Genomic DNA, 14,126 nt, shown 5'->3' with positions numbered 1-14,126 from the left:
CCGCGGAAAACGGGGCCCCGGCCGACGGCCGGGGCCCCGTGCGGATCCGGATCCGCGTCCGGTACGTCACACCCGTACCAACCGGTCACCGCGGAAAGGGCGACACCCCATGCGCCGTCACCCGATGCCCCGTACGACGCTCCACCGCACCTTCGCCGTCGCCGCCACCGCGGCGGCGCTGCTCCTCGCCGGCTGCGGCTCGCAGGACGGGGGAGGGGAGGCCGGCAGCGGATCGGTGTCCCCCACACCCTCCTCACCTTCGCAGTCTCAGTCCCCGTCCCCGACCCCGACCCCGAGCGACTCGGCGTCCCAGAGCACGTCACCCTCGGCCTCGCCCCCCTCGTCCCCGACAGGGTCCGGGTCCTGCACCCCCCGCACCCAGCTCGACGCCACCGACAACGGCCGTACCGTCTGCCTCGCCGAGGGCCAGACGCTCCGGCTCACCCTCGACGGCACCAAGGACCGCCCCTGGAAACCGGTCACCGCCGAGGGCGGCGCGCTGAAGGCCGCCAACCCGGGGTTCGTGATCCAGCCGGGCGACGCGACCGCCGCGTTCGAGGCGGTCGCGCCCGGGACGGCCCACCTGACCTCGTCCCGGCCGCTGTGCGCGAGCCGCCCCGGGCAGGTGTCCTGCAAGGGCATCCAGGGCTGGAAGGTGACCGTGGAGGTCCGCTGAGGCCGAGCCGGCACGCGGCCTCCGAGCCGTCAACGGCGGAGTACTCAGCCGTACTCAGCCCGCCAAGTGCCGTACCTGGTCCCACAGCACCGGGTCCACCACGCCCACCCGGCGCCGGAAGTCCCACACCGCCACGTGCCTGAGCTCGTCCGTCTCCAGGAAGCTCGGCCGCCCGTGCGCGTCCCCGACGGAACCCGGCGGGAGCGGGATCACCCCGGCGCGTTCGTCGTGGTACTTGCTGGTGATCTTCGCGACGGTCGCCCGGTTGCCGCGCACCGCCAGCACCAGACAGGGCCGGTCCTTGCCGCCCGGCCCGTCCTCGTAGGGGACGTTGGCCCACCAGATGTCCCCCGGGTACGGACGGGCCGCCTGGCCGTGGAAGCCCTCGGGGCGGCCCGGCGGGCGGGTCCTGCGCCGCGGCGGCCGGCGGCCCCGCCCCCAGCCGTCGACTAGCGTGGCCACCAGCGCGAGCAGTACCACTGCCGCGAGCGCGAGCCACCAGGACGTGTCCATACGGATGACGTTACCGGCGCGCGATTCCCATTGCGCGCCCTCTCGTAAGCCTTTTGCGCCCCGGGTCCAGCCGAACCGGTGACAGCACAGGTGAGTTCGCCCACAACGGCCCCTGGCGGAGGAGCGACCGGTGCTTTTGCGCCTTACGCTCGACGCACCGCACGACCCTCGTCAGCCCCCAATTTCGCCCCTTATCCCGGTTATCCCGGTTAACCCGGTATCTCGGCATCCCGGTATCCCGGTTATACCGCCAACGGAGGTTTCTGCTTCATGAAGCTCACCGTCGTCGGCTGCTCGGGGTCGTTCCCGTCCGCGGAATCGGCCTGCTCGAGCTACCTCGTCGAGGCCGACGGCTTCCGGCTGCTTCTCGACATGGGCAACGGCGCCCTCGGCGAGCTGCAGCGCCACTGCGGTCTCTACGACCTCGACGCGATCTTCCTCAGTCATCTGCACGCCGACCACTGCATCGACATGCTCGGGTACTTCGTGGCGCGCTACTACCGCCACGACGGCGGCCGCTGCGACCCGATCCCGGTCTACGGCCCCGAGGGCACCGAGCACCGCCTGACCACGGCCTACGCGGACACCCCCACCGCCTCCTCCATGAGCGAGGTCTTCGACTTCCACACGGTGAAGCCGTCCACGTTCGAGATCGGCCCGTTCACCGTGCACACCGAGAAGGTCCGCCACCCCGTGGAGGCCTACGCCATCCGCATCGAGCACGGCGGGAAGTCGCTGACCTACTCCGGGGACACCGGCGTCACCGAGGCGCTCGACACGCTGGCCCGGGACGCCGACCTGTTCCTGTGCGAGGCCGCGTTCACGCACGGCAAGGAGAACATCCCCGACCTCCACCTCAACGGCCGCGAGGCCGGCGAGACGGCCGCCCGCGCCGGCGCCCGCCGCCTGGTCCTCACCCACATCCCCCCGTGGACCGACCCCCAGGCCAACCTGACCGACGCCCGCGAGGTCTTCGACGGGCCGGTGGAGCTGGCGGTGCCGAGGAAGTCGTACGAGATCTGACTCCCGCACGCGTGAAGGCCCCGGAACCCGAGCCGCGGTTCCGGGGCCTTCGTCACGCCGGGGCGGGACTCACGCCTTGGTGAGGTCCTCGACCTCCTCCTCGGGCTCCCGGCCCGGGGTGGGGAGGTTCCACTTGGTGATGGCGAAGCGGAAGACCGAGTAGTAGATCGCCGCGAACACCAGGCCGATGGGGATGATCAACCAGGGCTTGGTGGCGAGGTTCCAGTTGAGCGCGTAGTCGATGAAGCCCGCGGAGAAGGTGAAGCCCGCGTGCACACCGAGCGCCCAGGTGATCGCCATGGACAGGGCGGTGAGCACCGCGTGGATCGCGTACAGCACCGGGGCGATGAACATGAAGGAGAACTCGATCGGCTCGGTCACACCGGTCACGAAGGAGGTCAGCGCGAGCGAGATCATCATGCCGAGGACGGCCTTGCGGCGCTCGGGGCGGGCGCAGTGCGCGATGGCGATCGCGGCGGCCGGGAGGCCGAACATCATGATGGGGAAGAAGCCCGACATGAACTGTCCGGCGGTCGGGTCACCGGCGAAGAAGCGGGTGAGGTCGCCGTGCACGACCGTACCGGCGGAGTTCTTGAAGTCGCCGATCTGGAACCAGGCGACCGAGTTCACGAACTGGTGCATGCCGATCGGGATCAGCGCGCGGTTGATCAGACCGAACAGACCGGAACCCGCGGCACCGAGACCGGTGATCTGCTCGCCGACACTCGAGATGCCCTCGCCGATCGGCTTCCAGACCAGCCCGAAGAAGACGCCCATGGCGGTGCCGACGAAGGCCATGATGATCGGCACCAGACGGCGGCCGTTGAAGAAGCCGAGCCAGTCCACCAGCTTCTTGCGGTGGTAGCGCTGCCACAGCACGGCGGACAGCAGGCCCATCAGGATGCCGCCGAGGACCCCGGGGTTGTTGTAGGTCGCGGCTATGTCCGCGCCCTTCTGGATCTTCGCCTCGGTGACCGGGAACGCCTTCAGGACGTTGCTGTAGACCAGGAAGCCGACCAGGGCCGCCAGCGCGGTGGAGCCGTCCGCCTTCTTGGCGAAGCCGATCGCCACACCGATGCAGAACAGCAGCGGCAGGTTGTCGAAGATCGCGCCACCGGCGGTGGCGAACACCGCCGTGACCTTGTCGGGCAGATTGAGCTTGTCGTGCACGTCCTGCTGGCCCAGCCGAAGCAGGATGCCCGCCGCCGGGAGCACGGCGATCGGGAGCTGCAGACTGCGGCCGACCTTCTGCAGGCCCTGGAACAGGCCGGATCCCCGCTTCTTCGCGGGAGCCGCCGTCGTGGGCGCGGTGGCGGTGCTCATACGTCCTCCATCGGGGTGGTCTACACCACTGAGTGGTGTAGACCATGTTGTAGCAGATGAAGCCCGCGTAAGGAACCCGTGATTCCTCATTGCCGTGGGGCCGCGTGTCATACCGCGCTTGGCGGCCATCGGCCCCCTGGTGTAGACCAGTCGGCATACGGTTCGGTTCAGCTGCAGTGATCGCCATCATTCGGGACAGTGGTCACGAAAGCGAGCCAAATCGGACCATTGTGATAACCGCTACAAAAGACTTCGGCTCATGGAATTCAGGGAGACGGACATGGCCACCAAGGCTGAGAAGATCGTCGCCGGGCTCGGCGGCATCGAGAACATCGAGGAGATCGAGGGCTGCATCACCCGGCTGCGCACCGAGGTCACCGACCCCTCGCTGGTCGACGAGTCCGCCCTGAAGGCCGCCGGCGCCCACGGCGTCGTCAAGATGGGCACCGCCATCCAGGTCGTCATCGGCACCGACGCCGACCCGATCGCGGCGGAGATCGAAGACATGATGTAGCCCCCGGGCTCACCCGGACGGGGCACCTTCCACCGCGGGAGGAGCCCCGCCCCCATCTGCGACTAGGCTCATCGCCATGTCTCGAATCGACGGCCGCACGCCCGAACAGCTCCGCCCGGTCACCATCGAACGCGGCTGGAGCAAGCACGCCGAGGGCTCCGTCCTCGTCTCCTTCGGCGACACCAAGGTCTTCTGCACTGCCTCCGTCACCGAAGGCGTCCCCCGCTGGCGCAAGGGCAGCGGCGAGGGCTGGGTCACCGCGGAGTACTCCATGCTGCCCCGCGCCACCAACACCCGCGGCGACCGCGAGTCCGTCAAGGGCCGCATCGGCGGCCGGACCCACGAGATCAGCCGCCTCATCGGCCGCTCCCTGCGCGCCGTCATCGACTACAAGGCGCTCGGCGAGAACACCATCGTCCTCGACTGCGACGTCCTCCAGGCCGACGGCGGCACCCGCACCGCCGCCATCACCGGCGCGTACGTCGCCCTCGCCGACGCCGTCGCCTGGGCCCAGGGCAGGAAGCTCATCAAGGCCGGCCGCCAGCCGCTGACCGGCACGGTCTCCGCCGTCTCCGTCGGCATCGTCGGCGGCACCCCGCTCCTCGACCTCTGCTACGAGGAGGACGTCAGGGCCGAGACCGACATGAACGTCGTCTGCACCGGCGACGGCCGCTTCGTCGAGGTCCAGGGCACCGCCGAGGCCGAACCCTTCGCCCGCGACGAGCTCAACGCCCTGCTCGACCTCGCCGTCACCGGCTGCACCGAGCTGGCCGGCCTCCAGCGCAAGGCGCTCGAGACGGTCCTCGCGAAGTAGCCGGCCTCAGGCGGTCGTCGGGCAGTACTCAAGGCGTTCCCTAGCCGGCGTCGGGAGCATCGGGCGGGGCGGTCGGCACATGCAACCCGGCCCCCCGCCCCCGCGTCCCAACGGATACCAACGGGGGCCTCCCGCGGGGGCCCGACCAGGGGAGGGAACCCAGCCATGGCCGCGTGCCGAAACCGCCGTACCACGCTCACCCTCGCCGCCGCCGGCACCGCACTCACCTTCGGCCTGGCCGCCGGCTGCTCCGCCGTCGACAAGGCCCTGGACTGCATGCAGACCGCCCACGCCGTCGCCGACGACGTCACCGACTTACAGTTCGCCGCCGCGCACGCCGCCGTCAATCCGGACCGGGCCGACGCCTCCCTCGACGACATCGACAAGGACCTCAAGAAGATCGGCAACAGGACGGACAACGCGGACCTCAACAAAACGGTCGACGACCTGGACAAGGCCGTCGACAACGTCCGCACAGCCATCAAGAACGGCGACAAGACCCCCGACCTGACCCCGGTCAAGGACGCGACCGTCGAACTGACCAAGGTCTGCACCCCCTGATACTGGGGTCATGACCCGCTTGATCCTCGCCACCCGCAACGCCGGAAAGATCACCGAACTCAGGGCGATCCTCGCCGACGCAGGCCTGCCCCACGAACTCGTCGGCGCGGACGCCTACCCCGACATCCCCGACGTCAAGGAAACCGGCGTCACCTTCGCCGAGAACGCGCTGTTGAAGGCCCACGCCCTGGCCCAGGCCACCGGCCTGCCCGCCGTGGCCGACGACTCCGGCCTCTGCGTCGACGTCCTGAACGGCGCCCCCGGCATCTTCTCCGCCCGCTGGTCCGGCCACCACGGCGACGACCAGGCCAACCTGGCGCTGTTGCTGGCCCAGCTCGGAGACATCGCCGACGAACACCGAGCCGCCCACTTCACCTGCGCGGCGGCACTGGCGCTGCCGGACGGAACGGAGCGGGTCGTCGAGGGCCAACTCCGCGGCACCCTGCGCCACACCCCGACCGGCACGAACGGATTCGGCTACGACCCGATCCTCCAGCCGGAGGGCCACACACGAACCTGCGCGGAACTCTCCCCCGACGAGAAGAACGCGATCAGCCACCGGGGGAAGGCGTTCCGGGCGCTGGTGCCTGTGGTTCGGGAGCTGTTGGGCTGACAAGACGAAGGTCCACCCATTCCGGGTGGACCTTCGAATCAAAGGCGTGCGGCCGGTGGGAGTCGAACCCACATGGGCAAACGCCCCGAGGCACCTAAAACCTCTGCTTATACCGTTCAGCAACGGCCGCCTGCCCGCCCATGCTACCGGGGACGCGGCGCCCGTCTACTCACGGCGCCGGTTTCCTCCCCTGCACCATGTGCTGGTGATCGCATGGCAATTGGGACACAGCAGCCGCAGGTTCTCATGCCGGTCGTCCCTCCAGTCCCCATTGATGTGGTCGACCTCAAGGGTCATGGGCTTGCCGAGCCATTCCGGCTCGGTACCGCAGCGGGCGCATCGCTCGGCAACGCCGACATCGCGGAGAGCCCGTCGTAGACGCTTGGTTGCGATTCGGTGGGTGCTCTCATGTCGAACCAGAACGTCTTCTGACCGCTTGGCGTTCGTCCCGCGCTTGCCACGTTGATGCGCCTGTCCCAGGAAGTGGGAGGTGTCAAGGCTGTCCTCTGCCACCCACTGATGGAACAGCGCGCGATACTTGCCGTTGCAGGGCTTGCCCAGTGCACCGAGAGCGCCTGCGATGGAGGTTGCCTCCGCGATTGCACGCCGCAACTCCTCGGCAGTTGGCTTGCCCGGAGGCTCACCGGCTCGCCGCCGACGCGGGAAGTGTGAAATGTCGACGCCGAACTGCTCGAAGCGCTTGTACAAGTGCCGAGGAAGGTTGCGGTAAGGACGTACACCGAAGAATGCGATGACCTCATCCATGTCGGAGCATCGCTGGGCGGCTTCCGTCAACCGCTCCCGGGTGTATTGCACGCCGCTCATCAAATGCCACCCCTGACGCGCCCTTTGCCGCGCCCTCGGTAGCTGTCCGTGGTGGAGTGGCAGTTGGGGCAGAGCAGCCGCAGATTCTCAACGCGGTTGTTCCTCCAGTCGCCGTTGATATGGTCCACCTCTAGCGGCAGGGGCTCCCCGAGCCAGACTGCCTCGACTCCGCAGAGCGCGCAGCGCTCCTCGACGCCCACCTCGCTCATTGCACGCTTCAGGCGGCGGCTCGGAAGCCGCCGAGCTTGTGGCGATGTGTCCTCGACGAGGATCTCGCCGGGAGTCCGGCGTCGCCGGTTGTCCGTCATCCGCTTCGTTCGGACAACCGATGCGAAGTGTGACGTGTCGATCCCGTACGCCTTGATCCTCCGGCTGATGTGCGAGTGATGCCCGCCCACCACTTCCAGACCCAGACGGCGCAGCACCTCGCACATGTTCGTAGACGCCACCACCGCCCCTTCCAGCACCTCCCGCGTCCACCTCACCCCCTCTCGCTCGAAGTGCGAAATATCCACCCCCAATTTCTTCATCCGCTCATACACGTAGCGGCGCGTCGAACTCTTCGGATCCACCCCCAACCGCTCCAACGCCTCCGACAACGTCCGCGCCCCCCGAGCCGCCTCCTCCAGCCGCTCCCTGGTGTACGCACTGGCCCCCATCGAGCCCCCTCCGTTCCGGCCGCATGTTCGCGGCCCGTACGGAGTAACGAACCGTTTATCGGACGGTCACGCTCGGCATGCGAAAGGCGGCCCGCGCCGGTTCTCCCGGTGCGAGCCGCCCGCCAAGCAGGGGAGGGGGCTCCTCAGATACCCAGGTCCTTGATGATCTTGGCCACGTGGCCCGTCGCGCGGACGTTGTACAGGGCTCGCTCCACCTTGCCGTCCTCGTCCACGACGATCGTGGAGCGGATGACGCCGAGGTAGGTCTTGCCGTAGTTCTTCTTCTCGCCGTAGGCGCCGTAGGACTCGGTGACCTTCTTGTCGGGGTCGGCGAGGAGGGTGACCTTCAGGGACTCCTTCTCGCGGAACTTCGCGAGCTTCTCGGGGGCGTCGGGGGAGATGCCGATGACGTCGTAGCCCGCGCCGGCCAGGAGGTCGAGGTTGTCGGTGAAGTCGCAGGCCTGCTTCGTGCAGCCTGGAGTGAGGGCCGCGGGGTAGAAGTAGACGATGACCTTGCGGCCCTTGCGGTCGGCCAGGGACACCTCGGTGCCGTCGGCGTCGGGCAGGGTGAAGGCGGGGGCCACGTCCCCGGGCTGGAGTCGCTCGCTCATTGGGCCAGCGTAACCGGGGGTCCTGACAGCACGGTCGGCCCATGAGCTGACAGACTGTCCAGCACAAAGCGCACTCAGCAGACTTCGGAGGCCGTACGGTGGCGGAGACGTCGGACACCAGAACCCCGGCGCAGATCGAGGCGGACATCAAGCGCCGCCGCGAGGTGCTGGCCGAGACGCTGGACGAGATCGGGGTGCGGGTGCATCCGAAGACCATCGTCGGAGACGCCAAGGCCAAAGTGGTCTCGAACATCGACCACACCCTCGGGCGCGCCTACATCCAGGTCAACCGGGTCGTGACCGAGGCCCGGGCCCAGTTCGTGGACGAGGACGGAGCGCCCCGGCTGGAGCGCGTCGTGCCCGTCGCGCTCGTGGCCGTCGGGCTCGTCGGGCTGCTCGCCCTGGGGACTCGCCGTCGTAAGGGCTGACCCGGCGGCGTCCGGGCGCGGCAAAGGCAGGTAGGTTCGAGAACGTGAGCGCCAACAGAAACGACCACAGCAGCCATCACGACAAGCTGCCCATCCGGATGCTGCACGACCGCGTTCTGGTCCGGCAGGAGACCGTTGAGGGCGAGCGGCGTTCGGGCGGCGGCATCCTGATCCCCGCGACCGCGGCGGTCGGGCGTCGGCTGGCCTGGGCGGAGGTCGTCGCGGTCGGGCAGAACGTACGGACCGTGGAGCCGGGCGACCGCGTCCTGTACGACCCGGAGGACCGGGCCGAGGTCGAGGTGCGGGGCGTCGCGTACGTGCTCATGCGCGAGCGTGATCTGCACGCGGTGGCCGCGGACCGGTTCGAGGGGTCCGAGGACTCCACGGGTCTGTACCTGTAGCAAGCCGTCCGGCAGGAGTCGAAAAGGGCTGGTGACCGTGGTCACCAGCCCTTTCGCGTTCCGGTCGGGTCACTCCCGCCGGGTCAACCCCTGGGGGCCGACCGTGGTCCCGGCGTCGTTGCCGCCGTCGTTCTGTCCGCCGGCGTCACCCGCCGTCGCGCCCCCGTCGCCGTTGCCCGCGGTGGTGTTGCCGGCGGTGTCTCCCGCCGTGTTCCCGGCGGTGTCGCCGGCCGTGTTCCCGGCGGTGGTGCCGGTGGTGGTGTTGCCGTCGGTCGGGCTGCTGGGCGTGCTGGTGCCGGGGGTGCCGCCGTCGTTCTGCCCGGCGGTCTGGCCCTGGGTCTGCCCCTGGTCGGTCTGGCCGCCGGGGGTCGTGGTGCCGCCCGCGGTCGGGCTGCCGGTGGCCGGCTGGCTGGGCCCCTTGGAGGCGGGCGCCTGGACGTCCGCGCCCTGCTGGAGCTCCAGGTCGAAGTCGCTGGCCGTCTTACCCTTCAGCGCGTTCTTGGTGTACTGCGCCCAGATCTCGGTGGGCGCCCCGCCGCCGTTGATGCGGGGCAGGCCCAGCGCGCCGTACAGCGGCTTGTGGTGGGCCGTGACCGGGTCCTGGCCCATGACGGACACGACCGTGGCGAGGTCGGGCGTGTAGCCCGCGAACCAGGCCGCCGTGTCCTCCTCCGCGGTGCCCGTCTTGCCAGCGGCGGGACGGCCGGCCTGCTGGGCGGCGGTCGCGGTGCCGGTCTGGACGACGCTCTGGAGGACGGACGTCGTGGTGTCGGCGGCCTCGCGGCTGACGGCCTGCTTGGTCGTCTGCTTCGGCAGCTGCACCTCGCTCTTGTTGTCCTTGGTGATCTTCTCGATCATCGTGTACGCGCCGTGCTTGCCGTGGTTGGCGAGCGTGGCGTACGACTCCGCCATGTCCAGGACGCTCGCGGTGGCCGTGCCGAGCGCGATGGACGGGTACGGCTGGAGGTCCTTGGTGCCGGCGGGGACGCCGAGGTCGACCGCGGTCTGCTTGACCTTGGACGGGCCGACGTCGACGGCCATCTGGGCGTAGACCGAGTTCACCGAGAGGTCGGTGGCGTTGCGGACGGTGATCTCGCCGTACGACTTCTCGTCCTCGTTGTGCGGGGCGTAGGCGCCGCCGCTCCAGCCCTGCACGGGCCGCTGGTTGGTGCCGTCGTAGTACGTGTTCGGCGTGATGGTCTGGCCGGACTGTGTGGCCGAGCCGTTCTGGACCGCCGAGGTGAACACGAACGGCTTGAAGGTGGAGCCGACCTGGTAGTCACCCCGGGTCGCGCCGTTGGTGAACTGCTTGACGTAGTCGATGCCGCCGTACATCGCGACGACCTTGCCGGTCTTGGGGTCGACGGAGGCACCGCCCGCGCGGACGTAGTTGTCGGCCTTGTTGTTCTTCTTGTCCAGCTTGGCGATCAGCTTGTCGTTGACGGCCTTCACGAAGGCGTTCTGTTTGCTCCTCTGCAGGGTGGTCGTGATGCGGTAGCCGCCGGCCTCGAGCTGGTCCTTGGTGAGGATCTTGTTGTTGATGAGGTAGTCCTCGACCGCGTTCTTGATGTAGCCGCGCTGCCCGGACAGACCTGTGGAGGTCGTCTGCTCCTTCGGCATCGGGAACTTCATGCCGGCCCGCTTCGACTGGCTCAGCCAGCCCTTCTTGACCATGCCGTCCAGTACGTAGTTCCAGCGGGCGAGGGCCGCGGACTTGTTCTCCGGGTGGGCGACGACGTCGTACTCGCTGGGCGCGTTGACCAGCGCGGCCAGGTAGGCGGCGCGGGCCGGGTCGAGATCGGTGGCGTCCTTGCCGTAGTAGGCCTGGGCGGCGGCCTGGATGCCGTAGGCGTTGCGGCCGAAGTAGCTGGTGTTGAGGTAGCCCTGGAGGATCTCGTCCTTGGAGCTGTTGCGGTCCAGCTTGATCGAGATGAAGAACTCCTTGGCCTTGCGCGTGACCGTCTGCTCCTGCGCGAGGTAGTAGTTCTTCACGTACTGCTGGGTGATCGTCGAGCCGGACTGCTTGCCCTTGCCGGTCGCGGTGTTCCAGGCGGCGCGGATCATCGCCTTCGGGTCGACGGCCGACTCGGTGTAGAAGTCGCGGTCCTCGGCGGCCAGGACGGCGTGCTGGGCGTCCTTGGAGATCTGGGCGAGGGTGACGTTCTCCCGGTTGATCTCGCCGTCGCGGGCCAGCTGGGAGCCGTCCGAGTAGAGGAAGACGTTGCTCTGCTTCATGGCGAGCGCGTTGGCCGGTGGGATCTTCACCAGCGAGTAGCCGAGGAAGAAGAGGCCGAAGAGCAGCAGTACGCCGACGACGAAGGTGCCGAGCACCATCCGCCAGGTCGGGATCAGCCGGCGCCAGCCGGTGCGCTTGGGGCGCTTGGGCTTCTTGCCCTTGCCCTTGCCGGTGATGGTGCCGGTGCCGGGCCCGTCGCTTCCGCCGTCGGCCGCGTTGGCCGTGGGGGTGGCCGCGGTGGGGGCCGGGGCTGTCTGCCGGGGGAGCCGGGTGGTCGCGGGGGCCTCGGAGTCGTGCGCCGCCCGGGCCGCGGGGGTCGCCTGGGTCCTGCTGCCGGTCTTGGGCTGCTGGGGGACCTTGGGCGCGGGGGGCTTCGGGCTCGCCACGGCCGCCGGGGCCGCGGGGGCTGCCGGGGTCGCGTGGGTTGCCTTGATGCGGCGGAGGACCTGCGTCTTCTCGGCTGCCTCAGCTCCCTCGGCCGCTGAACCCGCCGTCGAACCCGTCGCCGCAGCGGGGGTCGCCGGGTTCTTCGGGGCCGCCGGGGTCGCGGGAGTCGCCGGGGTCGCCTGGGTCGCCTTGATGCGCCGGAGGGTCTGGGTCTTCTCCGCAGCCGCCTCGGGCTCCCCGGGCGCCTTGGCCGCCGCGTTCCCCTTGGCCGCCGCGCTCCCCTTGGCTGAGGGCACTGACGGGGCCGACGGCGTGGCGGGGGTCGCCGGAGTGGTCGTGCTCTTCGGGGCCGAGGGCGTCGCCTGGGTCGCCTTGATGCGCCGGAGGGTCTGGGTCTTCTCCGCCGCCCCGGGCTCCGCGGCTGCCTTCGCCGCCGGGCGCTCCCCGGTTGCGGGGGACGTCGGCGCCGCCGGGGCATCCGTACCGCTCTTGCCCGTCCGGCCTTCCCGAGCGGCCGAGGCGTTCTCGCCCTGGTCGCCGCTCCGGTCGGTGTTGTCGGCTTTGTCGCCCGTGTCGCCCTTGTTCGCCGTCTCCTCCCGGCCCTCCGGCTCTCCGGGCCCTTCAGCCGCCAGTGGCTCTCTCGGCGCCCCGCCCTTGTTCGGCTGCTGCGGCTGCGGCTCGTCGCTCATGTCGTGCACGGACTCCTGTGTAACGTCGTGTCGCCGTACGCACTCGTACGTCTTCTGCACCCCCGAGTGAAGACTCTCGCACCAAGCGTTCCGTTCCCGGATTCCGGCGCGCGTCCGGCGGGAAAATGCGTGGCCGGCCGGACCGGCCGCGCAGTAGGCTCCTGCGCTTCGGTGTCAAAGGCTCCGGGAGGTAGATGGACGTGGGCGCTGGACGGTTGTACGCGGCCGTCGCGGCGGGGGGTTTCAGACGGTACGCGACGTATCGCGCGGCCACTGCGGCAGGGGTCTTCACCAACACGGCGTTCGGCCTGATCCTCGTATACACCTACCTGGCGCTTTGGGACCAGCGGCCCCACCTCGGGGGCTACGACCAGGCGCAGGCTGTGACCTATGTGTGGCTCGGGCAGGCGCTGTTCGCCACGCTGGCGATCTCGGGCGGCGGCGTCGAGGACGAGCTCATGGAACGTATCCGTACGGGTGACGTGGCAATCGACCTGTACCGGCCCGCCGACCTGCAACTGTGGTGGCTGGCCGCCGATCTGGGCCGGGCGCTGTTCCAGCTGCTGGGGCGGGGCGTGATCCCGTTCGTGTTCGGGGCGCTGTGCTACCCGGTGGCCCTGCCGGCCGACGTGACGACCTGGGCCGCTTTCCTGTGCACCCTGCTGCTCGCGGCGCTGGTCGGTTTCGGGATCCGGTACCTGGTGGCGCTGAGCGCGTTCTGGCTGCTGGACGGGACCGGTGTGACGCAGATGGCGTGGATCGTCGGCGTGTTCTGCTCGGGGATGACGCTTCCGCTGAACGTCTTCCCGGGCGCGCTCGGCGAGATCGTACGGGCCCTGCCGTGGTCGTCGCTCCTCCAGGCACCCGCGGACGTCCTGCTCGGCCACGCCGATCCGTGGCGCACGCTCGCGTTCCAGGGGGCGTGGGCGGTGGCCCTGCTGGCGACGGGGCGGCTGGTGCAGTCGGTGGCGACGCGGCGGGTGGTGGTCCAGGGTGGCTGAGGCAGCGGCTGAGGAAGTGGCTGAGACGGTGACTGAGACCGGCCGGCTCGCCGAGGGCGTGCGCGCCTACCGGCTGATCGCCGGGATGTGGATCCGCTCCACGATGGCCTACCGGGCCTCCTTCGTCATGACCACGATCGGGAGCTTCGCGGCGACCGGTCTGGACTTCGTGGCGATCCTGCTGATGTTCTCCCGGGTCCATGCGCTCGGCGGCTACTCGCTGGCCGAGGTGGCCTTCCTCTACGGCGTGTCCAGCGTCGCGTTCGGTCTGGCCGACCTGGCGATCGGCTCGATGGACCGGCTGGGCCGCCGGGTCCGCGACGGCACCCTGGACACGCTGCTGGTGCGCCCCGCGCCGGTGCTGGCGCAGGTGGCCGCCGACCGCTTCGGGCTGCGCCGCCTGGGCCGGATCACGCAGGGCACGCTGGTCCTCGGCTACGCCCTGAGCCGGGTCGGCATCGACTGGAGCGTGCCGAAGCTGCTGCTGATGCCGCTCATGGTGCTCAGCGGCGCCGGGATCTTCTGCGCGGTGTTCGTGGCCGGGGCGGCCTTCCAGTTCGTGGCGCAGGACGCCTCCGAGGTGCAGAACGCGTTCACCTACGGCGGCACCACCCTGCTGCAGTATCCGCCCACCGTGTTCGCGAAGGAGCTGGTGCGCGGGGTGACCTTCGTACTGCCGCTGGCCTTCGTCAACTGGCTGCCCGCGAGCTATGTGCTGGGGCGGCCGTATCCGCTCGATCTGCCGGAGTGGACGGCGTTCACCCCGCCGCTGGTGGCGGCGGGCTGCTGTGCGCTGGCGGGGCTGGCGTGGCGGACGGGGCTTCGTTCGTATCGGAGTACAGGGAGTTAGCT

16 protein-coding genes and 1 tRNA gene are annotated in these 14,126 nt (G+C 69.6%); 10 read left to right on the top strand and 7 right to left on the bottom strand.

Annotated elements, in window-relative coordinates; genetic code table 11:
- Positions 1 to 109: 109 nt before the first annotated feature.
- Positions 110 to 676, top strand: a complete 567-nt coding sequence (locus tag ACH45E_RS28990; protein ID WP_361450323.1) for a hypothetical protein — start codon at positions 110 to 112, stop codon at positions 674 to 676.
- Between the two features lie 54 nt (positions 677 to 730).
- Here the strand turns inward: ACH45E_RS28990 and ACH45E_RS28985 are convergent, their stop codons facing one another.
- Complete coding sequence (locus tag ACH45E_RS28985) at positions 731 to 1,189, bottom strand: type II toxin-antitoxin system PemK/MazF family toxin (RefSeq protein WP_361450326.1); 459 nt, start codon at positions 1,187 to 1,189, stop codon at positions 731 to 733.
- A 270-nt stretch (positions 1,190 to 1,459) separates the two neighbouring features.
- On the opposite strand from ACH45E_RS28985, the gene ACH45E_RS28980 reads away from it, so the two are divergent.
- Positions 1,460 to 2,212, top strand: a complete 753-nt coding sequence (locus ACH45E_RS28980; protein ID WP_361450329.1) for an MBL fold metallo-hydrolase — start codon at positions 1,460 to 1,462, stop codon at positions 2,210 to 2,212.
- A 69-nt stretch (positions 2,213 to 2,281) separates the two neighbouring features.
- On the opposite strand, the gene ACH45E_RS28975 is transcribed toward ACH45E_RS28980, so the two are convergent.
- Positions 2,282 to 3,535, bottom strand: a complete 1,254-nt coding sequence (locus ACH45E_RS28975) for a PTS transporter subunit EIIC (protein WP_361450332.1) — start codon at positions 3,533 to 3,535, stop codon at positions 2,282 to 2,284.
- Between the two features lie 280 nt (positions 3,536 to 3,815).
- Between ACH45E_RS28975 and ACH45E_RS28970 the strand changes: the two genes are divergently transcribed.
- From ACH45E_RS28970 to rdgB, 4 genes are all read left to right on the top strand, one after another.
- Complete coding sequence (locus tag ACH45E_RS28970) at positions 3,816 to 4,049, top strand: PTS glucose/sucrose transporter subunit IIB (protein ID WP_361450335.1); 234 nt, start codon at positions 3,816 to 3,818, stop codon at positions 4,047 to 4,049.
- Positions 4,050 to 4,125: 76 nt separating this feature from the next.
- Positions 4,126 to 4,863, top strand: coding sequence for a ribonuclease PH (gene rph, locus ACH45E_RS28965; protein WP_361450338.1), 738 nt, complete (start codon positions 4,126 to 4,128; stop codon positions 4,861 to 4,863).
- A 165-nt stretch (positions 4,864 to 5,028) separates the two neighbouring features.
- Positions 5,029 to 5,424, top strand: a complete 396-nt coding sequence (locus ACH45E_RS28960) for a hypothetical protein (protein ID WP_361450341.1) — start codon at positions 5,029 to 5,031, stop codon at positions 5,422 to 5,424.
- A gap of 10 nt (positions 5,425 to 5,434) precedes the next feature.
- Positions 5,435 to 6,037 (top strand): RdgB/HAM1 family non-canonical purine NTP pyrophosphatase, encoded by a 603-nt coding sequence (gene rdgB / locus ACH45E_RS28955; protein WP_361450344.1) that lies wholly within the window; start codon positions 5,435 to 5,437, stop codon positions 6,035 to 6,037.
- A gap of 47 nt (positions 6,038 to 6,084) precedes the next feature.
- Here the strand turns inward: rdgB and ACH45E_RS28950 are convergent.
- The 4 genes from ACH45E_RS28950 to bcp form a co-directional block, all read right to left on the bottom strand.
- Positions 6,085 to 6,167, bottom strand: a tRNA-Leu gene (locus ACH45E_RS28950).
- Positions 6,168 to 6,202: 35 nt separating this feature from the next.
- Complete coding sequence (locus ACH45E_RS28945; protein WP_361450347.1) at positions 6,203 to 6,862, bottom strand: HNH endonuclease; 660 nt, start codon at positions 6,860 to 6,862, stop codon at positions 6,203 to 6,205.
- The gene (locus ACH45E_RS28940; protein WP_361450350.1) at positions 6,862 to 7,521 is read right to left on the bottom strand and encodes an HNH endonuclease signature motif containing protein; all 660 of its coding nucleotides are present in this window, start codon (positions 7,519 to 7,521) and stop codon (positions 6,862 to 6,864) included. The genes ACH45E_RS28945 and ACH45E_RS28940 overlap by 1 nt, the downstream gene beginning before the upstream one ends.
- Before the next feature lie 143 nt (positions 7,522 to 7,664).
- Complete coding sequence (gene bcp / locus ACH45E_RS28935) at positions 7,665 to 8,132, bottom strand: thioredoxin-dependent thiol peroxidase (RefSeq protein ID WP_361450353.1); 468 nt, start codon at positions 8,130 to 8,132, stop codon at positions 7,665 to 7,667.
- Between the two features lie 98 nt (positions 8,133 to 8,230).
- Between bcp and ACH45E_RS28930 the strand changes: the two genes are divergently transcribed.
- Together ACH45E_RS28930 and ACH45E_RS28925 are read left to right on the top strand one after the other, a co-directional pair.
- The gene (locus ACH45E_RS28930) at positions 8,231 to 8,560 is read left to right on the top strand and encodes a DUF3618 domain-containing protein (RefSeq protein ID WP_361450356.1); all 330 of its coding nucleotides are present in this window, start codon (positions 8,231 to 8,233) and stop codon (positions 8,558 to 8,560) included.
- 44 nt (positions 8,561 to 8,604) lie between these two features.
- Positions 8,605 to 8,961 carry a co-chaperone GroES gene (locus tag ACH45E_RS28925; RefSeq protein ID WP_361450359.1) on the top strand — a complete coding sequence of 119 codons (357 nt, stop codon included), beginning with the start codon at positions 8,605 to 8,607 and terminating at the stop codon, positions 8,959 to 8,961.
- 69 nt (positions 8,962 to 9,030) lie between these two features.
- Here ACH45E_RS28925 and ACH45E_RS28920 read toward each other — a convergent pair whose 3' ends face one another.
- The gene (locus ACH45E_RS28920) at positions 9,031 to 11,373 is read right to left on the bottom strand and encodes a transglycosylase domain-containing protein (protein ID WP_361450751.1); all 2,343 of its coding nucleotides are present in this window, start codon (positions 11,371 to 11,373) and stop codon (positions 9,031 to 9,033) included.
- Positions 11,374 to 12,467: 1,094 nt separating this feature from the next.
- Between ACH45E_RS28920 and ACH45E_RS28915 the strand changes: the two genes are divergently transcribed.
- A complete protein-coding gene (locus tag ACH45E_RS28915; protein WP_361450362.1) occupies positions 12,468 to 13,274 on the top strand; it encodes an ABC-2 family transporter protein in 807 nt (268 codons plus the stop codon).
- An 85-nt stretch (positions 13,275 to 13,359) separates the two neighbouring features.
- Positions 13,360 to 14,124, top strand: a complete 765-nt coding sequence (locus ACH45E_RS28910; protein ID WP_361450754.1) for an ABC transporter permease — start codon at positions 13,360 to 13,362, stop codon at positions 14,122 to 14,124.
- Positions 14,125 to 14,126: the final 2 nt, after the last annotated feature.

The sequence above is a fragment of the Streptomyces sp. NPDC020299 genome, from assembly GCF_044387825.1.
Taxonomy (GTDB): domain Bacteria; phylum Actinomycetota; class Actinomycetes; order Streptomycetales; family Streptomycetaceae; genus Streptomyces.
The sequence above is the reverse complement of the archived record's forward strand: the minus strand, read 5'-3'. Positions and strand labels throughout refer to the sequence as shown.

What these genes read in the sequence shown, in the direction of transcription:
- ACH45E_RS28980 (WP_361450329.1), top strand. Translation starts at nt 1,460, where the DNA reads ATGAAGCTCACCGTCGTCGGCTGCTCGGGGTCGTTCCCGTCCGCGGAA.
- rph (WP_361450338.1), top strand. Translation starts at nt 4,126, where the DNA reads ATGTCTCGAATCGACGGCCGCACGCCCGAACAGCTCCGCCCGGTCACC.
- ACH45E_RS28945 (WP_361450347.1), bottom strand. Translation starts at nt 6,862, where the DNA reads ATGAGCGGCGTGCAATACACCCGGGAGCGGTTGACGGAAGCCGCCCAG.
- bcp (WP_361450353.1), bottom strand. Translation starts at nt 8,132, where the DNA reads ATGAGCGAGCGACTCCAGCCCGGGGACGTGGCCCCCGCCTTCACCCTG.
- ACH45E_RS28910 (WP_361450754.1), top strand. Translation starts at nt 13,360, where the DNA reads ATGTGGATCCGCTCCACGATGGCCTACCGGGCCTCCTTCGTCATGACC.
- rdgB (WP_361450344.1), top strand. Translation starts at nt 5,435, where the DNA reads ATGACCCGCTTGATCCTCGCCACCCGCAACGCCGGAAAGATCACCGAA.
- ACH45E_RS28960 (WP_361450341.1), top strand. Translation starts at nt 5,029, where the DNA reads ATGGCCGCGTGCCGAAACCGCCGTACCACGCTCACCCTCGCCGCCGCC.
- ACH45E_RS28915 (WP_361450362.1), top strand. Translation starts at nt 12,468, where the DNA reads ATGGACGTGGGCGCTGGACGGTTGTACGCGGCCGTCGCGGCGGGGGGT.
- ACH45E_RS28970 (WP_361450335.1), top strand. Translation starts at nt 3,816, where the DNA reads ATGGCCACCAAGGCTGAGAAGATCGTCGCCGGGCTCGGCGGCATCGAG.
- ACH45E_RS28940 (WP_361450350.1), bottom strand. Translation starts at nt 7,521, where the DNA reads ATGGGGGCCAGTGCGTACACCAGGGAGCGGCTGGAGGAGGCGGCTCGG.
- ACH45E_RS28990 (WP_361450323.1), top strand. Translation starts at nt 110, where the DNA reads ATGCGCCGTCACCCGATGCCCCGTACGACGCTCCACCGCACCTTCGCC.
- ACH45E_RS28975 (WP_361450332.1), bottom strand. Translation starts at nt 3,535, where the DNA reads ATGAGCACCGCCACCGCGCCCACGACGGCGGCTCCCGCGAAGAAGCGG.
- ACH45E_RS28985 (WP_361450326.1), bottom strand. Translation starts at nt 1,189, where the DNA reads ATGGACACGTCCTGGTGGCTCGCGCTCGCGGCAGTGGTACTGCTCGCG.